A 21,438-nucleotide genomic window follows, 5' to 3' on the forward strand; every position below is an offset into this window, starting at 1 on the left:
TTTAATATAAAAAAACGCATTAATAGCTTACTCATGATCTTTAGGTATCGAGATAATTTGGTGAGTTGGAACATACTGTATGCGGACTTGCTGGGCATCCATGCTTATTAATTGCCAAGACCCGTCATAGATACGCCCTGGTAGCATGGCGATGGGATCGTCGTCGATCTTTAAGAAGACTTGGGTTTGCCCCTTTTCCGTAATTTGCCCCAAATATGTAATTCGTGCTGGCGGTGAAGTGCGAGGTGGTGGACTCGGTGGCGGAGTATAGGGGGGGAGCGGTGTAGTAATGAGCTTGATCGGATGCCTTTTTATGACGGGTGGCTTTTTTAAGGGCGCCACATCATTTTTTGGAGAGATGGCTGGTAAATTCCAACTATTTAGATCGAAGTTACTGATAGGTGATTGTAGGTCATTCTTATTATCTTGCTGTGACATCGATAATTGTGGGATATCCATCGGTTCAAAGATTTGGGGTGTTGATTGCATAAGTGACCAAGTTCCAAAAACGATGACGATGCCCACCAATAAGAGAAGTCGGTTTTGCTCTAATTTCGACTTTTTTTTGAACCATGTAAAATCAATCATGTGCCAGTCTCCATGACAAATGTGACATCGATCATATTGGTCTGGCTATTTCTTTGAATCGCAATTTCATAGATGCGAACTGGTCGGAAATCATGTGGAATAGTCGGTTGTAGGTCATCCAGAAACTCTCGAGTAGCAAGCCACTCGCCACGAAAAACGCATCGATGACGAATCGCACCTTGATCATGGTTAGTTTGTTGATATTCGACAAGATGGAGATTACGCTGTGCGGCGAGTGCTAATAATGCTTCATAAGACAATGGGGGAAGATTATTTAGCTGACTCGATGGAAGAAATGTCTTTGGCTTTACGAGATCATAATGCACTTTAAAGTGCTCTAATCGGTTGATCTCATGTTCGATATCCATTTGCTCAAGATGATATTGAGGAATAACCCATAGCCAGATTCCAAGTATCCAGATAAGTGATGTAGTCAGAATAATATGCCATAGCGTCATTCTAGATAGAACACTATTCGTTTGCCATGAAATATACTGAAGCATTTTGCGATCGAGTTTGATTCGATTAAGCCGTATTGTCAGCCAGTTCATGCCGCACCCTGCTGAATGGTAAAGCGGACCTGCCCTTGCTCATCGACAGAAACTTGTTGTATGTGCAACATTAAGCCTTGTTGCTGGGCATTATTAATGAAAATACCAATAGCCAATGCGGATGGCGCTATCCCTTCAACTTGTAAAAGGTTTTTTTGATCAAGCTGGATGTGGTTGAATAAAACTTCTGGAGTGCGAGCTCTCAGTAGATTATCAAGTAAGTTCAATTGCACCACACTGTCTTTCTGTTGAGTACTGGGCGAGGGAATTACTTTGAGTTTATCTAGAGTAATTTGGATATTGCTTTGTTCCGCAATCAGTTGTGCTCTCAATTGTTGAGTTTTATATTGCGTCCAAATGTAGAATAATAAAGTTGAAATACAACAGCCTATTACTAGTAGAAACAAGATCTTAAAGGTGGTCGTTTTCGGAGGGCTTTGGAGCGCGACGAGTCGAATTTTTCTCATAATCGTTCTGACTCTTTACGCATAAAGTTCAATGAGTGCCTTGGATCATATTGATGCCATTCTGATGATTGATTTAAGCCAAAACTTCGATACATGGTTAAAGATGGTTGTCCGACATCAAAACTTAAAAAATTTTGTGCTGTGCTATCAAAGCCCTTGGGTAATGCAAAGATACCCGTTGGATAGCCTTGATCATGATTAATTCGGAAACATCGCTCATCTTCATAAAATAAAATAGGCTCGGTAGGCAACAATACTTTTAAATATTCCCAGACACACAATACTGAAGGCAACACATCGACAACATGTAGAGTTGATTTACACTTTTCAAGTGATTGATGAAGTGCTTTAGGCAAGGCAATAATGATGCATGGTTGATCAAAGATTATTTGATCAGAGATAAAATCAAATTGCTGTATGTCAAAACCAGGGTACTTTTGCTTGAATAATTGTGCAAATAGGAATTGTTGAATATTTTCATCCGGCCATTGTTGCTGGGGTGCTAAAAGTGCGAATCGTGTACTACTGCTGGCAAAAGTGAGCGAGATGGGTAATGTCGATAAATGATTGACGCGGAGATAGTCAATCAGTTGTTCTTCCCAATTTTGTTGGTTTAATCCAATTTCAAGTTCAAGCGCATTGATGACCTGCATATTTGCAATCATGAGTATGGCAATATCATCCGAACCACAATAAATATAGAGTTTTTTTTGCGCTGCGTAGCCTGTCTTGAGACAGGAAAGTGCTGTCCAAAATTTACGCAACATGATTATGTGTCCAAAAGCGTGGATGGGTAGTCATGAAACCGTTTAGTATTTTACTAGAATATAAGATGGCGTTTCTCGATCTCCCCAAGCGGTGCAATCGTTTCGACCGGAGACGGTCACTTGTTTTCCTTGCGCAGCAGCACTGAGCAATAAAGCATATTGGGCCCGACCTGCGGTTGTTGCTAATGATAAAGCCCACTCATTACCCGATTGACTGCACGCCGGCATATTGGTGTGTGTCTCTGTGGCGAATATGGCTATATTTGATTCATGGGCATAAACGACAGTCACTCGACCGCCGCCTTCACCTGCAAATACCCATGAGGAAAAGCCGAATGATAGGAAGACAAATGGTGTTGTTATCCATTTCCATCGATGGATATTCACGATGTGTCTTGAATTCATGCGCTTACCCTTCTTTCATCGCAAAGCTGATGATTTTACAGGTTGTATCATCATATTCGACATAGACTGATCGATTAGCGACCTTAGCGGCAAGAATGAGTGCCCAGAACCGATTCCGTTCGGACTCACTGTTGGCAGGCATCATCAATTGTCCATTAACACATGGAGTTGCTGCTGCTGTGTACCAGACAACGACATTACCTGCAGTATAGTTTTGCAGGCGCCAGCCAGTGGGAACTGCACTGAGACTGACTACTGCCGCATTTGCAAAAGAACAAAATGTGAATAAAGTAATAAATAATAATTTTTTCATGAAATAAGAAATTCCTGTATCGGTGGTAATTTAAAATAACTTGCACTCCCCATAGAGGGTACAAGTAAGCAACTGCTAAATTGCAATCACACGGCAAATATCAGCGAGTTAATGTTAAAAATCTTTAAAATAAAGATCATAAAATGCGAGTCAAAACACAGCTAGTCAGAACATTAATATAACAAAAATATCAAATAATCTGCACATTTTTTACATGCTAAATAAAATTTGTTTAAGAATTATTACCATTTAGTCATAATTTGTTTTTTAACCAAATTTTTAACGTTAATTTTATTCTAAAAGTTGAACTGGGGAGGTGAGACGTTATATTCAGCGATTCAGCATGTACCTACTATTATCGATCAAATGAAGCAGTTCAACCTTTTTCAGTATTCACCTGCTTATATTATTTTGCGTGCTGACTGGTCGTATGGCAGATTTGAGCAATTGCTGTTTGAACATGTGCAGGATGCTTGACTATGTGCAAAACTTTTTCCAGACTACGTGATTGGCTATAAACGGATTCTACTTTCCTACGGGTACTTGCCACGATGGGAAAATCTAATATCGATCTGATCGGCAAGCATTCATCAGAAAAAAAGGGCCTCTATCTAACGGATAGCCTCCTTTCCTAAAGCAACGATCGCTCACTAAATGTCGCGAATGAATGATTGATTAATGATCAGATATGCGCTATGTTGATTGAAAATCAATATCGTCTTACCAGAATAAATACTTCACCGTGATGCGATCCATGCAGATATTGATGCTTACCCACCCAGCAGTCCAGCACGGATGTTGCCCTGCCTATACCGATCAGCCATTCAGTCTCGATTTAGGTCGGTCATTGTTTTTGAAAGCGCACAATTAATGAAAAGAGCAGGTGACATTTAGGGGCTTTGAATCATGAAATATTTCACACCACCCAGCAGTTATTCCGAAACTGAAGCACAAGGTCCAGAAGTCTGCCGTAATGGCATAGCGATTCAACAGACATTTCACCATATTAAAAAACGACATAGTTTTCTGCGTAAGCGCTTGGTTTCGATACTGGAGTGGAGTCGTGTTGATAAAGGCATTTTTATTCTGGTGATGCTGACGCCTTATTTCCTGCAGTATTTCTTGTGGTCTGGCTATGTTGTGAATCATTCAGAGTTGCATGGCATTGTTAATATTTCCGTGCTTAACAGCTATTTATGGATACAGACTATTTTGGTCGTTATTGGATGCGGTATTTTAGGGTTCGGACTGGTGATGCGCCGCCGAAAGCCAGACGCGGTCTTTTTCCAATATCTTGTTTTGCAATTCTTTTCACTCTCCATGATTGCCATGTTCTACTACGTTGGTCCGTTATCGTTTAGTGCGGGGTTGTTTTTGCTCGGAGCGCCCGTCTGGGGACTGATTTTGCTGGATCGCAAGCCCGTCTGGTGGGCTACAGGGATTGCGGTCACTGCTCTGCTGGGTTTGGGATATGCTGCCGCCTACAATGTGTTTCCACATGCATCGTTGATGATTCCACCGACGGATCAGGCGGGGCGTGTGTTCTGGATGAATTCAACGGTGTACTTTAACGCGCTGTTCTTTATTTTGATCCTCGTGATGGCGGATCAAATGCTGGCGTGGTGGCATGCACGTGAAGACAATATCCGTGAGTTAAGCCGTACCGATGCACTTACAGGCGTTCACAATCGTCTTAGTATCTTAGATTTTCTGAATCATGAAGTGGCTCGAACTGTGCGCATGAACACTCCCTTGTCCGTGGTGATTTTAGATTTGGACCATTTTAAAAGGGTGAATGATGATTGGGGTCACCCTGTCGGTGATCTAGTTTTGCAAAGAACCGCTGAGGTTCTCCAACAGAATATTCGGGATATTGATGCACTAGGTCGCTATGGGGGGGAAGAGTTTATCATCGTCTTGCCCGGCGCAGATCATGGGGAGGCGCTGAACATTATTGAACGTTGCCGTATTGAGCTTGCACGGGCCGAAATACTGACAGAATCCAATCATTCCATTCGCGTCACCGCAAGTTTTGGCTTTGTGTGTGTGAGTGGACTACAGATCGAGCCGCATGTCCTGATCAAAACGGCGGATCAAGCACTCTACGCGGCGAAGAGTAATGGCCGAAATCGTGTTGAATCTATGGAGGTTTCTAGCCGTCGTGAAGAAGTGTTGGCCTAGTGGAGTCGCTCACTTTTTTTAACCATAATGCGTGAGGATGGCTGATGGATGACTTCATACACCATCCATCAGTCATCTGATCAATGAAACAATGCTTGAGGAACTGCATTATTGGTCAGTTGTTTGAGCAATGCCAATCCTTGATTGCGTAGTGCGCTGCTATCGACTTGTGCAGGATGGTAATCACGGCGATAGTACGCCAAATAATGTGGCAGCATCCCTCTAAAGAACCCATTCTTACCGAGGAGGGTAGTGAATGCTTTGCGCATGGCTGTCGTATTTTTAAGCTCATGGGTCGCAAGGAGTAATTCAACCGTATGTAGTCCCGTGAAGAAGGTAAATAAGACTGAGACGGTCGCCATTTCGCTCACCCGTAGCCAGTAGTTATTCACTTGCTCCTGATAGACATCGAACGCGACTGATTTGTGCTCACTTTCTTCAATGGCATGCCATAACCACAATGGACGCAGACCCTCATCCATCTTTTCCAGCAGCTCTGGCGAACTTAAAATCTTTTCTGCGAAGAGTGCGGTGAAATGCTCCAGCGCGCAGGTCTTTGCCAGCATACGCTCGGGAGACAGTCTTTTCTCTTGAAACGCGATGCCTTTCTTCACGAAGGCCATGACATCATCGATCGGCAATCCTTTGCGCGCCATAAATGCATTAAAAGCTTCATGTTCCTTGCCATGATTGGCTTCCTGACCGATAAAAGCACGCACGTCTTGCTGTAATTGCGGGTCACGAATGCCGTCTTGAAAACGCCGTACTGCACGGATAAACATCCGTTCACCTTCTGGGAAGGTGCAAGACAGGGCAGTCATCAGCATGGAAAGATAAGAATTTTGTTCGAACCAGAATTTTGGAATCGCATCGTCAAATTCAAAACCCATCCGCCGTACGGGGATGTCGGGTGTGCCGAGCGTTGTTTGAAGAGCTGTAGACATGATAAACCTCAGGTGATGTTGAGTTTAATGCAGTATTTTTCTATTAAATTTGTGATGAGTCCTGAATGCGCTTATCCAACAGTATACGCTTGGCAATATCAGGATTAATCACCTGTTCTGAACCGATATCAATCCCACTGGATGCGCCCGTGAGTAGGATACGTTTATCTTTCAAATCATGGGTTTTAGTCCGCTGCATGACGCCTCCCGATTCAAATTATGCTATATTGATTTTGAATCAACTTTACTGTAATACGCTATTGATTAAAAATCAACATTGATTTTTATTTCAGCAAAATGCTTTTTTTGACTCTGGACTTTTTATGCCTGCGATTGCGCCTGACCGCCGTGAATTACTCTTAGATGCTGCTCAAGCTTTATTTGCAGAGCGCCCGTTTGATGCGGTTTCCATCGCCGATATCACGCAACGTGCTGGTGTTGCATTTGGTCTGGTTGCTCATTATTTCGGATCAAAACGGGGGATTTATGTCGCCTCGATGCAAGCGATGGCGGATCAACTCCGTGCTGTGCGAGATAGGCCTCCTGAGCAAGATGATATGGCGATTGCCTTACAGGTTGGTATCCGTCGCCATATTGCCTATCTTGAAGAACATGCAGTTGGCTTTCGGGTCTTGATGCGGGGCGGGATTGGGGCGGATGAGGAAGTTAGGCAGATTGTCATGAAATTGCGCTGGGAAGGCGCAGAGCGGGTGATGATGGCTTTAAATGTTAATCATCCCATTGGCCCTGAGCTCTATAGCGCGATGTATGGTTGGGTTGGATTTCTCAATGAATCGATGCTGGCCTGGCTTGAACAAAAAGCTTTTCCACGTGAGCAGTTCGCAACCATGATTATTGTGATGCTGGCTGCGACCCTGCGGACGGTGATTACGATGAATCCGCACACAGGAATTGATCCGCGCTTGCTTGATCGATTGGAACTCGGATCTTAGGCCATATCATGCTATTTGGGGAGTAGTGAGCGGTTGCTTAACAAAATCATCCCAAGCAATGACAAAACAATAATTCTTTGTACATCGTATAAACAGTTATATTAATTGGGTTATAAATTTTTCTTTTTTTGATATAAATGATGGATACTCAAATGAAATCTAAACAAATTTTTGCGATCAGTTTGGCGTTTTCTGCAGCGGCGCTTTTAACAGCCTGTGCAGCAGATCCCTCACAACAACGTATGGGTGCAGCAGCGTTAGGCGGCGCGGCTGGTGCGACTATTGGTAATAATATGGGTGGTACGACAGGTTCTGCATTTGGAAGTGCTATTGGTGCAGGTCTCGGCAGCAAGGCAGCTGGTGCCAATAACCGTACTGCGGTTGGTGGTGCTGTCGGCAGTGGCTTAGGTGCGATAGTCGGTGAAAACATTCTGGGTGGCAGCTCAGGTGCGGCGATTGGCGCAGCAATTGGTGGTGGTGCCGGGACAGCGATTGCAGATAAGAAATAATGACAACAGCCCCTTTTGAATACGTACTTTCAAAAGGGGTATAGGCTCAGATACCATCTTATCCCCATCTGGGATACCTGCTGGTTAGGATACGGAATGAATAACAGCCGCAGCTGTTGGTGCATGATGAGCCAGATGTTCCATCACAAAGACCTGTAATTCCCCGACCAGAAAACCGAGTGTTGCACCGACGGTGATCAGTATCCATTCGTCTTGCTGAAACGCAGGATGCAGTAAGTTTTCAAACTCTTCTAGACTCAGTTCAGTCATTTTGCTGGCGAGTGTTCGTTCCAGATCCATGGCATCTTCAGCATATTGCTCAATATTTTTCAGTGTTTCAGGCAAGCGCTGAATAATTTCTTGCGCAACCAGTAGCTTCATTTCCTGATAGCGACCACTGCCAACGGCAAAAACGACAAACGGTTTGGCTATACCAGATTGCTCATCGACAACAAGCTGGACGTGTTTTTGCACCATGCTAAAGAGTCGATCAGAGAGGGGGCCGCGCAGAATTGAATCAATAATATTATGCGGTGTAACCACCTCTTTGGCGATGAGGCGTCCATATTCGGTCGAGACCTCATGACGACGTTTGAGAAATAAGCCTTGCCATTGAATAAGTCCACCTAGATATTTGGTTGGGTTCTTGGGATTAAAGACCATTTTCAGCGCCAACCAGTCTGTAAACCAACCTGTGAACAGACCGAAGATCGGCATCACCCAAGGGGAGTGCGTCAGTGCCCAAGTCACGGCTTGTACAATCCCGATGCCAAAACCAAAAAATGCCCCAGAATTGCGAATAAAACGAAATTCTCCACTGCCTGCTTCGAGAAAGATTCGGTTCAAGAGCTGTTTATCGCGTAGCAGGCTGGTGACGACCATGTCCTTCAAATCAAATACGGTGCCGAGATTAGATTTGATATCATTCATGATGTTACTGACGATGGAGGGTGCCTCATCTTGAATGCGATGAATGATTTTATTTTTAACCGACTCTGGGGCAATTTCCCATAGACCGGGCGAGTAGTGTGCTGCCACTTCACGCGTAATGTCTTCAATCGCCGCCAGTAAAGGCTTTTCAATCTCTTTGGCGATACGGTCAGGGTCGAGTTTATTAAAAATATCTTCAGGGCGAAGCAGCTTGGTCGTCATGGTATCGCAGGCGATACCCGCCATGATCGCAGCCTTGCGAGGCACTATGCCTTGCCATCCGAGATAGGGTTTGATGCCTAAGAACTCAATGGGCTTAAACATCATGTTAATCGCCACAATCTTGGTGCCATAACCAATGATGGCAGCAACAAAGGGCATTGAGGCGTAGAGCCACCAATTTTGTTGAACATCAACAACGATTTCTGACCATGTTTGCATTGTTATGATTTCCTTATATTTCTAAATTGTTTTGTGATGGTTATCTAAGATGACGTCGTTCTTTTTTCTTACCGATCATGTTGCCCGGTGCGCTGTATTCTTAGACTGCTTAAAGGGAGCTTGAGGTCAGCATACTTCACCAGTACAGGGAGAGGCGTTTGCGGTGGATAAAAACGCATGCCGAAACTGGCGAGAATGGGGGTGCTGACATCACGGTCGACCATCAAATAGGTGCGCAGCACCGTGTCAATTGGACTAGTCAAGGTCTGGTTGAGCTTAAGTGTGAGCGGGCCGTTATAAACAAAGCGAATTTGGGTGTCGACAGGAACTACAAGTGAAATCGGGAGTTTAAAATCTAAAGGGACTCTAGCCTTTAAAGGAAAAGTGGGTAGATACCAATGTCGCTGGGTGACCAATTCCGTTGTTCCGACAATATCCGCATAAGCATGAACATCGACATCCCCTTTATAATTAATGGTAAAGCGTAAAGGCACATGAGTATCTAAGGCGATATTGGCCTGATATATCCCATGCAATGGCAATTGTAGGTCTTGTTTAACAGGAACCTCGGCGTCAATTCTGCCTCTGAGTTTGATCGCAATGTCATTGGTCGCAGAGGCTGTTCCGGTGATACTTTTCGGTAGTTGTAAAAAACCGGGTTGGTCCGATAACGTCAGACCCGCAAGGATATGCGTATACAGCTGAAAGCCCAAGAATAATCCTATGACGATAATGGCTAAAGCAGCCCAACCGATGAGTACGATACGACCCATCATTGTGCTTGTCCTTGAGGCTGAGCCGATGCGTCTATATTTTGAGCGCTGTGATGGGGGGCGTTACCAAAATTGAGCTTCAGTGTGTTCAATGGCAGACGCAGATCAGCATGCGTCACGATGGCATCCAGAGGATCCGTGATCGACACATTGGCAAGCAGGGAGGATCTCACTGGAATCTTCATCGCACTATGCAGTGGGATCGTTGTTTTAATATCAGTCTTGAGCGGTACTGACAGGGCTTGCAAGAGTTTGACATCGGCTGGTGCGGTGAATTTTAAATGCACCATTTGATCGACCGGAACATCCAGATTAATCGGCACTTGCGCTTTGATCGGCACATCCCCGCGGATGGGCAGCTTTAGCGTACGTCCAAGTACCATCACATCCACTTTAGAGTCGACATGGACAATCTGATCTACAGGGACGACATCGTGAATCGGCACATTCATTTTGATGGGGACATCATTGTCTAGCGTTGCAATCACATGCAACGTATCGCGTATCGGAACCTGTACGGTCTGATCAATGGGAACTGTGGTTGTGATGCTACCATTTAGCATCACGTCCAAGTCTGTAAGAATATCGGCCTTCACAGGCACAGCGTTCGGGATCATCACTTGGGCGGCTTGATCGGTTAGGGTGAGCCTTGCGTCTGCATTATGAAGTACCCACCAGCCTGCATAGACTCCACTGAATATGGCGACTATCAGTAGTAGTCCTGCACTCACAATCATTATTCTTTTGACGTTCAATTTGCTTCCTCAAGCAGCAGGAAAATGATCTGATCTTTTGATATTCACAAAGATCAGATGTTCAAACAAAACATGTTCGTAGAGTGACGGGCTTCAACAGAAAATCTATAGCGTACCTGCAATCAGATAAGATTAATCACAGTCAGCTTGGGGAAGTGTTAGTTCTGGTCTATGGATAGCGCAGCGTCAATATGTGCGAACATCTGTTGATTGAGTATCCTTTTGCTTTTTCAAATTTTTGTTTATTACAGTTTTATTGAGTCATCACGACGCATCTTGGAAGAACATCGATTGACCATCTTTGGTCAATCGATGAGCATATATATACGATTTCTAATTTGAGTTCTAGCAAGGGGCTCTGTATACAGAGTGAATTGGCGACATATGTCATGCATTGGCGACTAAAGATCAGGTCAATGCGTGCGATGACTGCGTTCTTCGCTAATAAAGAACGCTATGATGAAAATCATCGTTATGATGTTGTTGCATATGAAAGGTAAATAATAAAAATGAAGTGGTATGGATGCGAGGAGAATGGTGATGTCGAGTTCTATGTCTCGTGATTATACTTTTCCCATTCAATGGTTAGAGTTAACGGAATCACTGGTGCGTGCTAAGCAAGGGGATATTGCGCAGATCTACAGCCGTTGTCATGTCAGTCCAGAGATATTACAGCACGCAGACGCATTGCTGAATCTGAATCAATTTTCTGAACTCATCCAAATCATTCAGGAGCATCTGAGTGTAGGCGAGCCGCGTGTTATCCAGATTTTACGTCATGTACCAGTGACGGTTCATGTCATGGGCATGGCAGCGATGACTGCGGATACGCTTGGCGAGGCAGTGGATGTGGGCTTACGCTATTTTCCGTTGATTTTGTCTGGTTTTGAATTACACCGTGAAAACATCGGGGATAAAACCCATATCCAAATCCGTCGCTATCATGACTTTGGTAGCCCTCATAATGAAATACTGACGGAATTAATCGCGGGCAGTTATAGCAAGATTGCATTCTTTACCCGAGGCTCTTGGTTATCAGAATCCGGTATAGGCAGGACTGGCATGGAGGTGCATTTTGCACATAGCAGTACTGAAGATATCGAAACTTTTCGTTCGGTACTGGGCATTTCTGCTCAGTTCGGCTGTGCCGAAAATCAACTGATTATCACCCGTGGAATCCTTGATCAGCCGTTATTAACGCGGAATCGTACGAGTCATCTGACGCTTGATGCGATGCTGGCCCAGCGACTGAAATATGCCTTACAGCAGCAATCCGTGACACTACAGGTCCGTCGTCTGATCAGCGAATTGCTATCGCAAGGCAAGCTGCCGGATGCCGTAGAAATTGCAAGGCTCGTCACCATGTCCACACGAACTTTAAGTCGCCGTTTGAATGCTGAAGGCAGTAATTTAAATGCACTGATTAAAGAGGCTCGGATAGAGCTGGCAGAGTTGCTCTTGATCAGTAGCAATTTACCCCTCAGCAAGATTGCCCAGAAGTTAGGGTATAGCGAAACGTCGGTTTTTTCTCGTGCCTTTAAGCGAGTGAAGGGCAAGGCACCCAGTGAGTTGCGTGGGCATCATGTCGAGTCGTCTGAGCATTAAGGCAGAAAAGAAAGACGTATTGATAGCATTGATGAAGAGAAGAAGTATTCCGAGAGCGGCATTGAATTGCATTGAGAAAGAAACAAAAGAACTTCCCCGACATGGATATGTAGGGGAGTAATAAAGGGTCATACTGAAATTAGTACACCAATTTATTGCATCTTTACTTCGTTTAAACTTAAGTGAGCTTGATGTGACCGCAGCATTAAATCACTCTCATCCTTAAGGTTAACCCCTGTAAGCTGCCGACTAAGCGCCTGCTCAATCAACCAGTTCAACTTAAATGCAGCTGCAGGATAATCTAACCCCTCAGGTCGCACATTCGAAATACAATTACGCTCCGCATCATGTTTGCCAACTTTGGGACCATAGGTCAAATACACCCCCAAACTGTCTGGAGAACTTAAGCCAGGACGCTCACCAATCAACATCACCACGAGACGAAGTCCTAACTGCTCCCCCACCTCATCCGCAAGTGCCACACGCGCTTGTGTCGCGACAACCACCGGCGCCAACGTCAGATGAGGTGCCAGCATCGGCTTTAACGCCTGTAAAAAGGGAACCACTTGACGCTGCACAGCCAGTGACGACAACCCATCACCTACCACAAAACCCACATCATAACCTGTCGATGTTGGCAGTAATGCCGAATCCACCGCTAATCGTCGCCCCAAATCAGGACGCACTAAGTATTGAGTCCGATCCGTCGCCTGACTACGCACAATCCGCGTATCCCAGCCCTCCTGCTTTAATTCCGTCGTTAATCGCTCGGTATCCAGCGGCGTATGAATCGCATCCCGTGCTTGCGCATGCGCTAATCCAAACTTAAGCACCTCCTCACTCGGCAAAGACTCCCCTGAGCGACCCAAAGCGATACGCGCTTGCGTATACTGCCGCCAGTCGCCCCAACTATCGTGCTGCGTGGGATCAACAGGGGAATCAACAGCATTGAGGATACGCTTAGCTGACATGACTGAGCCCCTCCATACGATCAAAGCCGCGTAATAAACGACTACTCTGTGTCGGTGGGATCAGATGACCTGTGCGATCCGTCATCCCCATCTTTTGCAGCCACGTTTCAAACTCTGGAGCCCGTTTCTTGCCTAAAGTCTCACGCACAAAGAGCTGATCATGGAAAGAGGTACTTTGGTAATTCAGCATGATGTCATCCGCGCCAGGCACCCCGATCATAAAGGTTAGACCTGCCGTAGCAAGGAGCACAATCAAGTTATCCATATCATCCTGATCGGCTTCAGCATGATTGGTATAACAAATATCACAACCCATCGGCAGCCCGAGTAACTTGCCGCAGAAATGATCTTCCAATCCTGCTCGAACAATCTGTTTGCCGTCATACAGATACTCCGGCCCGATAAAACCCACCACCGTATTCACCAGCAGCGGTTTATAGCGCCTTGCAACGGCGTAGGCACGTGCTTCACAGGTTTGTTGATCTACACCATGATGGCCATTGGCTGACAACGCACTGCCCTGACCCGTCTCAAAATACATCACATTCTGACCATGGCTTAATCCATGCGCATCACTCAACAACGCACCGCGCTTCAAGGACTGTGCCGCATCGTGTGCTTCATCCAAAATCGACAGCGACACCCCAAAAGAACGATTCACCGTCTCAGAACCACCGACCGATTGAAAGACCAAATCCACAGGAACGCCCTGTTCAATCAACTGAATGGTATTGGTCACATGAGTCAAAATACACGACTGGGTCGGGATCTCATGCTCAGTGATCAAAGCATCCAATAAATACGAGAGCTGTCCCAAAATCGGCATGCTATCTGAAGCGGGATTAATCCCAATCACCGCATCACCAGCGCCATACAACAAACCATCCAAGGTAGATGCCGCAATCCCCCGTAAATCATCGGTCGGATGATTGGGTTGCAAACGCACCGCGAGGGTATTGGGTAAACCTAAGGTATTACGAAACCGAGTAATGACTTGACACTTCGCCGCAACAGCAATCAGATCTTGATTGCGCATGATCTTACTGACCGCCGCAACCATTTCTGGCGTTAACCCATCCGCTAAGGCAGTCAAGGCTTGGGTATTGGCTTGATGGCTTAGTAACCAATCGCGAAAGCCCCCCACCGTCAAATGCGCAACAGGTGCAAAAGCCAGCGCGTCATGACTATCCATAATCAGACGCGTCACCTCATCAGACTCATAAGGAATCAAAGCAACATTGAGAAAGGTTTTAAGCGGTAAATCAGCCAGTACAAACTTCGCCGCCATCCGCTCCATCGAGGATCGCGCAGCAAGACCTGCCAATACATCGCCTGAACGGGGTGGACTGGCTTTAGCCATCACATCGCGTAAATCGGCAAAATGATAAACCTGACCGGCCAGTGTAGTTTGATAGCTTGTCATCGTGGATTCCTTACTCAACCACCCGACTATCCCAAGCCACGTTTATCCGCTTCGCTTTGGTCGCCCAAAAATAGGCATAAGCAATGGCCATCAAGATCATGAATAACACAAACAGCTTGAAGTTAAAATAGACCATCGCAATCAAACACACCGCGCCAAGCACCAATGCAATGATCGGAAAAACCGGATAAAACGGCGCACGATATGGACGGATCAGATCGGGTTCTGATTGACGTAGCTTTAAGAGAGACGCCATTGACACCATATACATCACAATGGCACCAAACACCGATAAAGTCACGATATTCGCCGTCAGGGTTTGTCCCGCGAACTGAATCGCACTATCACTAAAGATCGCCAAAATCCCAATCACACCGCCTGCAAGCAATGCCCATGATGGCGTCTTGAACTTAGGATGCAATGAAGCAAAAACTGAAGGGAGATAACCTGCGCGTGACAATGCGAAGATCTGCCGAGAATAACCCATAATGATCCCGTGGAAAGACGCCACTAACCCAAACAAGCCAATCCAGACCAATAAATGCAGCCAGCCACTGTTATCACCCACGACCAGCTTCATCGCCCGTGGCAATGGATCATTCACACTAGCAAACTGACGCCAATCGCCTACGCCACCCGCCATAACCATGACACCAAAGGCCAGAAAGAGTAAGGTTAGAATCCCAGCGATATACGCTTTAGGGATGGTTTTAGAAGGCTCCTTCGCCTCTTCAGCCGCCATAGCTGCACCTTCAATCGCGAGGAAAAACCAAATCGCAAAAGGGATAGAAGCAAAGATACCCGCCAAAGCCAGACTTGAAAAATGGTCTTCACCGGCCCAGCCATGAGCCACGAAATTAGTCATGGACCAACCTGGAGACACCACGCCCATAAACATCAGCAACTCACCGATCGCCAGTAACGTCACCACCAACTCAAACATCGCCGCGATACGCATACCAATCCAGTTCAAAAACGTGAACAAGAGATAAGCGCCTACTGCGACCGCTTTAAAATTGACTTCAGGAAATTGCACATTGATATACGAACCAATCGCCAGAGCAATAGCAGGGGGTGCAAAGACAAACTCAACCAAGGTTGCAAAACCTGCAAGAAAGCCCCCTTTCTCGCCAAAAGCACGGTGTGCATAGGCAAAGGGCCCCCCTGCATTGGGAATCGCGGTGGTCAGCTCGGTAAAACTAAAAATAAAGGTGGTATACATCGCAGCCACCAACAAGGTTGCGAGTAGAAAGCCCAGCGTTCCCGCTGAAGCCCAACCATAGCTCCAGCCGAAGTACTCTCCGGAAATAACCAAACCGACGGCGATGCCCCAGAGCTGTACAGGGCCTAAGACTTGTTTAAGATGTAGTGTGGACATGCAGTATCCCCTTGAATAAAAAACATTTGACGTCAAGTAATAACTCAACGGTTTCTTTCCTACTTGTTACGGTTATTTATCAGTGCGGAATTTGTTAATCAGTAGTACGAGTTTGATTCAACGATTGCTTTACTCATGTGAGAGCGATCTACATCTTCAAGATGTGTAGAAAGATGGCACTCATTTTTCGACAGCAATGATGTACTTAAATTCGGCTATTCTGGTTCGAACCAGAAAACCAATATAAGCATTTATTGTGCCAATGTGCGAAAATATAAAATATTTATATAAATAAATGATATACATAGTTTTTTTTGGGAGTTTGTGATCTGATAATTTGTTGATTCAAATAGAAGCGCCCTCAAAGTATCGCACCGGTCATGTTTATTTGAGCGTTTTGCACCAATTTAGAGCGCAATTGGTAAGCATTATGATCCTGACAAAAGCTTTGTCAGCTTGTAAAGGCTAAAGCTATTATTAATTATCGATAATTAAAATTTTTTTGAATGCCTTGTTGATCATCAAGAAGGCATTCATTCAATATGAAGGAAACAAATTAGCCTTGAAGTTTTGCAATTGATTTATCTAAAGCGCCAACTAGCCAATCAATATCATACTCTTGAAATGCAAAAGGTGGACGTAACTTCAATACGTTGCCGTAGGGACCTGCCACGGATGTTAATACATGATGCGTATTACGTAGCTCTTCAATTAAATCCAAAGCGAATGCCTTGTTAGGCTCTTTAGAGATGCGATCTTTGACGATCTCGAAACCGATGAATAAACCTGCACCACGTACATCCCCCACACACTCATATTTGTTCATGAGCTTTGTCAGTTCCGCTTGTAGCAAGGTACCGACTTTCTTGCTGTGTGCTTGTAGTTGCTCTTCTTGGATTACTTTAAATACTGCTTGAGCTGCTGCCATTGCTACGGGGTTACCGCCAAAAGTATTAAAATAAGGTGTTTGGTCACTAAATGCTGAAAGGACATCACTTTTTGCAAATAAGCCTGACACAGGAATTCCGTTACCCATGGGTTTGCCGGTCGTCACCACATCGGGAACTACGCCATGGCGTGCAAATCCCCAAAAGGCATCTCCAGTACGTCCAAAACCTGGTTGTACTTCATCAGCAATAAAAATACCGCCATTGGCATGGACGACATCCACGGCTTTTTTTAAGAAACCAATGGGGTTTGGCATAACGCCATCTGAGGAAAAAATAGAATCAGCTAAGAAACCAGCAAATTTAATGCCATGAACTTTCATATCATCAATTTGAGTCTGAATTTGTTGGGCAAACCATTCACCAAGATCAGGAGTATTCACGCGATAAGCATCTGGTGCAGGAACTAAACGCGTTGTATTCGCTAATGTTTGGCCAGTGCCCAACGCAGGCGAGCATCCTGAAGTTAAGTCGCTGGTGCCGTGGTACGCTTCTTGAGACACAATAATCCCTGTACCTCCGCTATATTGGCGTGCGATACGAATCGCCAAATCATTGGCTTCAGAGCCTGTACACATATACATTGCACGATTAATTTCTTGAGGAAACGTTGTAAGTAGTTGTTCCGTGTAGTCCAAAATTCCTTCGTGCAAATAACGCGTATGCGTATTAAGCATTTTCATTTGTGCATTGACAGCGTCGATTACCGCAGGATGGCAGTGCCCAATGCTAGCCACATTATTATAAACATCTAGGTACTTAGTGCCAAAAGCATCCCATAAATACTGCCCTTCACCCCGTACCAAGTGCACAGGGTTGCGATAAAACAAACGGTAAGATTCACCTAAGATTTTATTGCGTTTATCAGTAAGTTTTCGTGTATCCGTATCAAGTGCTTCAGCATGTTCTGAACGAAAACTGTTTGTATCCATAATTGTGGAACGAGTAACCATGGGGAGCCCCTAATGAATTTGAATCAGGATGAAGGCGTAATGCTGTATGGGACGCATAATAAATAGTTCTTTTATAAAATGCAATAAAATACACAAATACATTTTTATACACATTTTGATTCACTTTTCGGGATTTCAGGATTACTATCGAATCTTTATGGTATGAAGAGCACTCACATGCTTCAGCAAGAGCGTTTGCATCGGATTCAAGCCTTACTTAAACAGTTTCAGAGTGTTACAACTGATCGTATTGTCAACGAACTGGATATTTCACGTGAAACAGCTCGGCGGGATATTATTGAGTTAGAAATATTAGGCGCTGCACGGCGCGTACATGGCGGGATCGTTGCCGTAGATAGTAATGTGATTGAAGCGCCTTTACATATTCGCAATACACTGATGGCAAAAGAAAAGCGGCTTATTGCTCGTGCTGCAATTCAGTATCTACATGCTGGGCAAACAATATTCATAGATGCAGGCAGCACGACATCTATTTTGGCAGAAGAGTTACGCTCATTATCAGGTTTGACCATTATTACTAATAGTTTACAGGCTGTACTCAATCTAACGGTCGCTAGGGAGTCTGAGCCTCTCAATCATGAGGTCATTTTATTGGGCGGACGTGTGCAACAGCGACCTCATACACAAGGTGATTTGGTCATTCAGGAGATATCGCGATATCGTGCTGATGCCGCATTACTCTCCCCAGTTGGGATTGACCCTCTACAGGGCGCTACCAGTTTTTATAGTGAAGAAGCATATATCGCGCAGATGATGGTTCAGCAGAGTAAGCAACTCATGATTTTAGCGGATCATAGTAAGTTGAACGTGGTGAGTCGAGTTCAATATGCTAAAAGCCACGAAATAACAAGTCTGATTACAAATAGCAAAGCAGAGCAAGAAATTAATTTTGCAGACTATAAAAAGCATATGAAACAAATCGTTTTTGCATAGTGTCATTCAATTGTTAGATACAGAATGGTATATTTTTTGCTTTGAGCTTTTGCCAAACTTATTTTTTAGCTTTAAAGAAAACACAGCAAAAGTATCAGGATTTTGTATCAATATTGACCACCCTCTAAGCCGTTATTTTTTTCTAAAAAGCTAAAGTGTATCGTTACGTTTGGTCGAGATGATCATGAACTCAAGAATACAATCTATTATGATGGGTGACTTTCGACAGCAGTGCATGATCAAATGGGGAGTCCTGATATATGTCATCATGCAGTGATTCAAATCCTGATCTGTGATTTGCAGTTTGAGTTTTCCTCTTATCTTCTCGGATTTAAATAAGACTGAAAGCGGTATCGTCTGCTTTAGTGATTAAAGAATAATCATTTCTCTAAATAATGAATATAGCATAGTGCGGTTTTAGTGAGCGATAAGCATGTCTGAAGTAGCGGCAAACCACACACCAAAGTATTTGGTCGTGCGTGATTATTTAGCAACACGAATCGAAAAAGGAGAGTTCAAGTCCGGTGATAAGTTGCCGTCGGAGCGCGAACTGCAAGAATCATTTGACGTCGCGCGGGTGACGATTCGTGATGCTTTGCTGGCGCTTCAAACGGAGGGACTGATCTATCGCCTTGACCGTCGCGGCTGGTTTGTGACGCCAAAGCGTATCATCTACAACCCTCGGAGTACGGAAAGTTTTATGCAGTATGTGACTGCACAAGGACGCGTACCCAAAAGCGAGTTGATTTCTGCAGAATTAATTGAGGCTTCAGAGTGGGCGGCTGAGCGATTGAATATTGCAGTTGGCGGTCCTGTCTATTCGATTTGGCGGAAACGCTTTGTGGATGGGCGAATGGTGTTTATCGAGCATGTACGGGTTAATGCAGCGCTATTTCCTGACTTCTTAGATAAGCCACTCACAGACTCATTGACTGAAATTATGTACAAGCACTATGGTGTGGAATTAGTCCGAGTCAATATTAATCTGTATCCCGCTTCATTAGGGGCATTTCAAGCACGTCATTTGTTGGTCACGCCAGGAACACTCGGTTTATATATTGGTCGCAACAGCTATGATCAATTCGGGCGCGTGACTAACGTTGATCAAGAGTATTGGGTTCATGATGCATTAGAGATTTCATTGGAAGCCCACAAAGATGAGAGTGCTTTGATGAGTTCAATTTTTAAGACTAACGAATGATCAACCGCTTAATTTTTTATAAAAAAACCAGCTATCAAAAATAGCTGGTTTTTTTATTGAGTACAACACATAAGAAAGGCTCCATTTTTCCTTTTATGTCCAAAATTGGTGCGGAATGCACCAAAACAGCATTGCAATAATTGTGCAATGAAAAACTGTATGTTTCATAAAATAAAAGAGCATCACTAAATGCTGACTAATTAAAAAAGATAACCATTTAAATAATATGAATAAATAATTAATTCCAAAAATAAGAAATTTGGCACGGGGATTGCTTAATCAAGATAACTGGTTCGAACCAGATTCAAATTGAGTCGAACTTGAACAAAAGATAAATGACTGGGTCAAAATTGAGGGGTTGAGTATGAAATTCAAACATCTTTGTATCATGGCAAGCATGAGTGCCATTTTCTCTACACATCTTGCTCGAGCGGGGGAAATAACGGTTTATAGCTCACTTGAAGCTGATCAACTACCACCTTATGAGGCAAGTTTTAAAAAAGCTCACCCCGAGGTCAATATTAAGTGGGTACGTGATTCAACAGGGGTAATCACTGCAAGATTACTCGCAGAAAAAAGTAATCCTAAGGCGGATGTCATTGCTGGTGTGGCTCTTACTAGTTTAATGCTGATGGATCAACAGGATATGTTACAGCCCTATGCGCCTTTGGGCGTCGATAAGTTGACCAAAAAATATGTAAGTCCAAAGAAAGTACCCACTTGGGTTGGAATGGATGCATGGGAGTCAGCAGTATGTGTAAATACGATTGAGTTGAAGAAGCGTAGTTTACCGATACCTACATCATGGGCAGATCTGACTAAACCGATTTATAAAGGAACTATCGTGATGCCAGATCCATCGTCAAGTGGTACAGGTTACCTCGACGTTTCTGCATGGTTGCAAATGATGGGTGAGCAAAAAGGCTGGGCATATATGGATGCCTTGGATAAGAACATGGCTCAGTATATTCATTCAGGATCAAAGCCCTGCAAGATGGTTGCACAAGGTGAAGCTGTTATCGGTATTTCATTTGGATATCGTGCTGCACTGTTGAAACAGCAAGGTGCACCGATCGACATCGTTTTTCCTAAAGAAGGCTTGGGGTGGGATCTAGAGTCCTCAGCAATCGTGAAAGGGACAAAGAACTTAACGGATGCTCAGAAGTTTATGGACTGGGTCGCAAGTAAAGAAGCAAATGAGCAATATTCTCAACAATTTGCCGTGGTCGCTTATCCTGGCGTTGCCAAGCCCGTGAAGTTCCGACCCGCAAATATCAATACGCTCATGATTCCTAATAATTTTGATTGGGCATCTAAGAATCGTGAACGAATCCTTAGTGAATGGAACAAACGTTATTCCGGTAAGAGTGCGCCCAATTAATCAAACTCTACGTCATGTGTATTCGCTTGGGCATAGACAGATGCGCTA

The 21,438-nt window shown here is 44.4% G+C and carries 22 protein-coding genes; 7 read left to right on the top strand and 15 right to left on the bottom strand.

Going from position 1 to position 21,438, the window contains the following annotated elements:
- Positions 1-27 precede the first annotated feature (27 nt).
- From HYN46_RS00360 to HYN46_RS00385, 6 genes are all read right to left on the bottom strand, one after another.
- Positions 28-588, bottom strand: coding sequence for a hypothetical protein (locus HYN46_RS00360; RefSeq protein ID WP_114897595.1), 561 nt, complete (start codon positions 586-588; stop codon positions 28-30).
- Complete coding sequence (locus tag HYN46_RS00365) at positions 585-1,091, bottom strand: hypothetical protein (RefSeq protein WP_162818037.1); 507 nt, start codon at positions 1,089-1,091, stop codon at positions 585-587. The genes HYN46_RS00360 and HYN46_RS00365 overlap by 4 nt, the downstream gene beginning before the upstream one ends.
- Positions 1,092-1,135: 44 nt before the next feature.
- Complete coding sequence (locus tag HYN46_RS00370; protein ID WP_162818038.1) at positions 1,136-1,471, bottom strand: hypothetical protein; 336 nt, start codon at positions 1,469-1,471, stop codon at positions 1,136-1,138.
- Positions 1,472-1,602: 131 nt separating this feature from the next.
- On the bottom strand, positions 1,603-2,373 hold the full coding sequence (locus HYN46_RS00375) for a hypothetical protein (protein WP_114897598.1): 771 nt from the start codon (positions 2,371-2,373) through the stop codon (positions 1,603-1,605).
- 42 nt (positions 2,374-2,415) lie between these two features.
- A complete protein-coding gene (locus HYN46_RS00380) occupies positions 2,416-2,778 on the bottom strand; it encodes a hypothetical protein (protein ID WP_114897599.1) in 363 nt (120 codons plus the stop codon).
- A 4-nt stretch (positions 2,779-2,782) separates the two neighbouring features.
- A complete protein-coding gene (locus HYN46_RS00385; RefSeq protein ID WP_114897600.1) occupies positions 2,783-3,091 on the bottom strand; it encodes a hypothetical protein in 309 nt (102 codons plus the stop codon).
- Positions 3,092-3,997: 906 nt separating this feature from the next.
- Here HYN46_RS00385 and HYN46_RS00390 point away from each other — a divergent pair.
- Positions 3,998-5,272 (top strand): GGDEF domain-containing protein, encoded by a 1,275-nt coding sequence (locus tag HYN46_RS00390; protein WP_114897601.1) that lies wholly within the window; start codon positions 3,998-4,000, stop codon positions 5,270-5,272.
- A gap of 80 nt (positions 5,273-5,352) precedes the next feature.
- Here the strand turns inward: HYN46_RS00390 and HYN46_RS00395 are convergent, their stop codons facing one another.
- Positions 5,353-6,216, bottom strand: coding sequence for a metal-dependent hydrolase (locus HYN46_RS00395; protein ID WP_114897602.1), 864 nt, complete (start codon positions 6,214-6,216; stop codon positions 5,353-5,355).
- A 43-nt stretch (positions 6,217-6,259) separates the two neighbouring features.
- The gene (locus tag HYN46_RS17205) at positions 6,260-6,415 is read right to left on the bottom strand and encodes a hypothetical protein (protein WP_162818039.1); all 156 of its coding nucleotides are present in this window, start codon (positions 6,413-6,415) and stop codon (positions 6,260-6,262) included.
- A gap of 124 nt (positions 6,416-6,539) precedes the next feature.
- On the opposite strand from HYN46_RS17205, the gene HYN46_RS00400 reads away from it, so the two are divergent.
- Together HYN46_RS00400 and HYN46_RS00405 are read left to right on the top strand one after the other, a co-directional pair.
- The gene (locus tag HYN46_RS00400; protein WP_114897603.1) at positions 6,540-7,169 is read left to right on the top strand and encodes a TetR/AcrR family transcriptional regulator; all 630 of its coding nucleotides are present in this window, start codon (positions 6,540-6,542) and stop codon (positions 7,167-7,169) included.
- Positions 7,170-7,321: 152 nt separating this feature from the next.
- A complete protein-coding gene (locus HYN46_RS00405; protein ID WP_114900487.1) occupies positions 7,322-7,678 on the top strand; it encodes a DNA transfer protein p32 in 357 nt (118 codons plus the stop codon).
- Positions 7,679-7,762: 84 nt separating this feature from the next.
- Here HYN46_RS00405 and HYN46_RS00410 read toward each other — a convergent pair whose 3' ends face one another.
- From HYN46_RS00410 to HYN46_RS00420, 3 genes are all read right to left on the bottom strand, one after another.
- Positions 7,763-9,049, bottom strand: a complete 1,287-nt coding sequence (locus HYN46_RS00410; RefSeq protein WP_114897604.1) for a DUF445 domain-containing protein — start codon at positions 9,047-9,049, stop codon at positions 7,763-7,765.
- Positions 9,050-9,117: 68 nt separating this feature from the next.
- A complete protein-coding gene (locus HYN46_RS00415; protein WP_114897605.1) occupies positions 9,118-9,825 on the bottom strand; it encodes a hypothetical protein in 708 nt (235 codons plus the stop codon).
- Positions 9,822-10,553, bottom strand: coding sequence for a hypothetical protein (locus HYN46_RS00420; RefSeq protein WP_162818040.1), 732 nt, complete (start codon positions 10,551-10,553; stop codon positions 9,822-9,824). Before HYN46_RS00420 ends, HYN46_RS00415 begins: the two co-directional genes overlap by 4 nt.
- A gap of 564 nt (positions 10,554-11,117) precedes the next feature.
- Here HYN46_RS00420 and HYN46_RS00425 point away from each other — a divergent pair.
- Positions 11,118-12,182 carry a helix-turn-helix domain-containing protein gene (locus HYN46_RS00425; RefSeq protein ID WP_162818041.1) on the top strand — a complete coding sequence of 355 codons (1,065 nt, stop codon included), beginning with the start codon at positions 11,118-11,120 and terminating at the stop codon, positions 12,180-12,182.
- Positions 12,183-12,334: 152 nt separating this feature from the next.
- On the opposite strand, the gene eutC is transcribed toward HYN46_RS00425, so the two are convergent.
- The 4 genes from eutC to HYN46_RS00445 form a co-directional block, all read right to left on the bottom strand.
- A complete protein-coding gene (gene eutC, locus HYN46_RS00430) occupies positions 12,335-13,153 on the bottom strand; it encodes an ethanolamine ammonia-lyase subunit EutC (RefSeq protein ID WP_114897608.1) in 819 nt (272 codons plus the stop codon).
- A complete protein-coding gene (locus HYN46_RS00435) occupies positions 13,143-14,576 on the bottom strand; it encodes an ethanolamine ammonia-lyase subunit EutB (protein WP_114897609.1) in 1,434 nt (477 codons plus the stop codon). Before HYN46_RS00435 ends, eutC begins: the two co-directional genes overlap by 11 nt.
- A 10-nt stretch (positions 14,577-14,586) precedes the next feature.
- On the bottom strand, positions 14,587-15,954 hold the full coding sequence (gene eat / locus HYN46_RS00440) for an ethanolamine permease (RefSeq protein WP_114897610.1): 1,368 nt from the start codon (positions 15,952-15,954) through the stop codon (positions 14,587-14,589).
- Positions 15,955-16,510: 556 nt separating this feature from the next.
- Positions 16,511-17,854 carry an aspartate aminotransferase family protein gene (locus HYN46_RS00445; RefSeq protein WP_114897611.1) on the bottom strand — a complete coding sequence of 448 codons (1,344 nt, stop codon included), beginning with the start codon at positions 17,852-17,854 and terminating at the stop codon, positions 16,511-16,513.
- A gap of 177 nt (positions 17,855-18,031) precedes the next feature.
- Here HYN46_RS00445 and HYN46_RS00450 point away from each other — a divergent pair, with 177 nt between their 5' ends.
- The 3 genes from HYN46_RS00450 to HYN46_RS00460 all read left to right on the top strand — a co-directional run bounded on the left by HYN46_RS00450 (position 18,032) and on the right by HYN46_RS00460 (position 21,390).
- On the top strand, positions 18,032-18,808 hold the full coding sequence (locus HYN46_RS00450; RefSeq protein ID WP_114897612.1) for a DeoR/GlpR family DNA-binding transcription regulator: 777 nt from the start codon (positions 18,032-18,034) through the stop codon (positions 18,806-18,808).
- A gap of 433 nt (positions 18,809-19,241) precedes the next feature.
- Complete coding sequence (locus HYN46_RS00455; RefSeq protein WP_114897613.1) at positions 19,242-20,009, top strand: UTRA domain-containing protein; 768 nt, start codon at positions 19,242-19,244, stop codon at positions 20,007-20,009.
- A 364-nt stretch (positions 20,010-20,373) separates the two neighbouring features.
- Positions 20,374-21,390 (top strand): putative 2-aminoethylphosphonate ABC transporter substrate-binding protein, encoded by a 1,017-nt coding sequence (locus HYN46_RS00460; RefSeq protein ID WP_114897614.1) that lies wholly within the window; start codon positions 20,374-20,376, stop codon positions 21,388-21,390.
- Positions 21,391-21,438 lie beyond the last annotated feature (48 nt).

Origin of the sequence: Aquirhabdus parva (assembly GCF_003351745.1) — a bacterium.
Lineage (GTDB): Bacteria > Pseudomonadota > Gammaproteobacteria > Pseudomonadales > Moraxellaceae > Aquirhabdus > Aquirhabdus parva.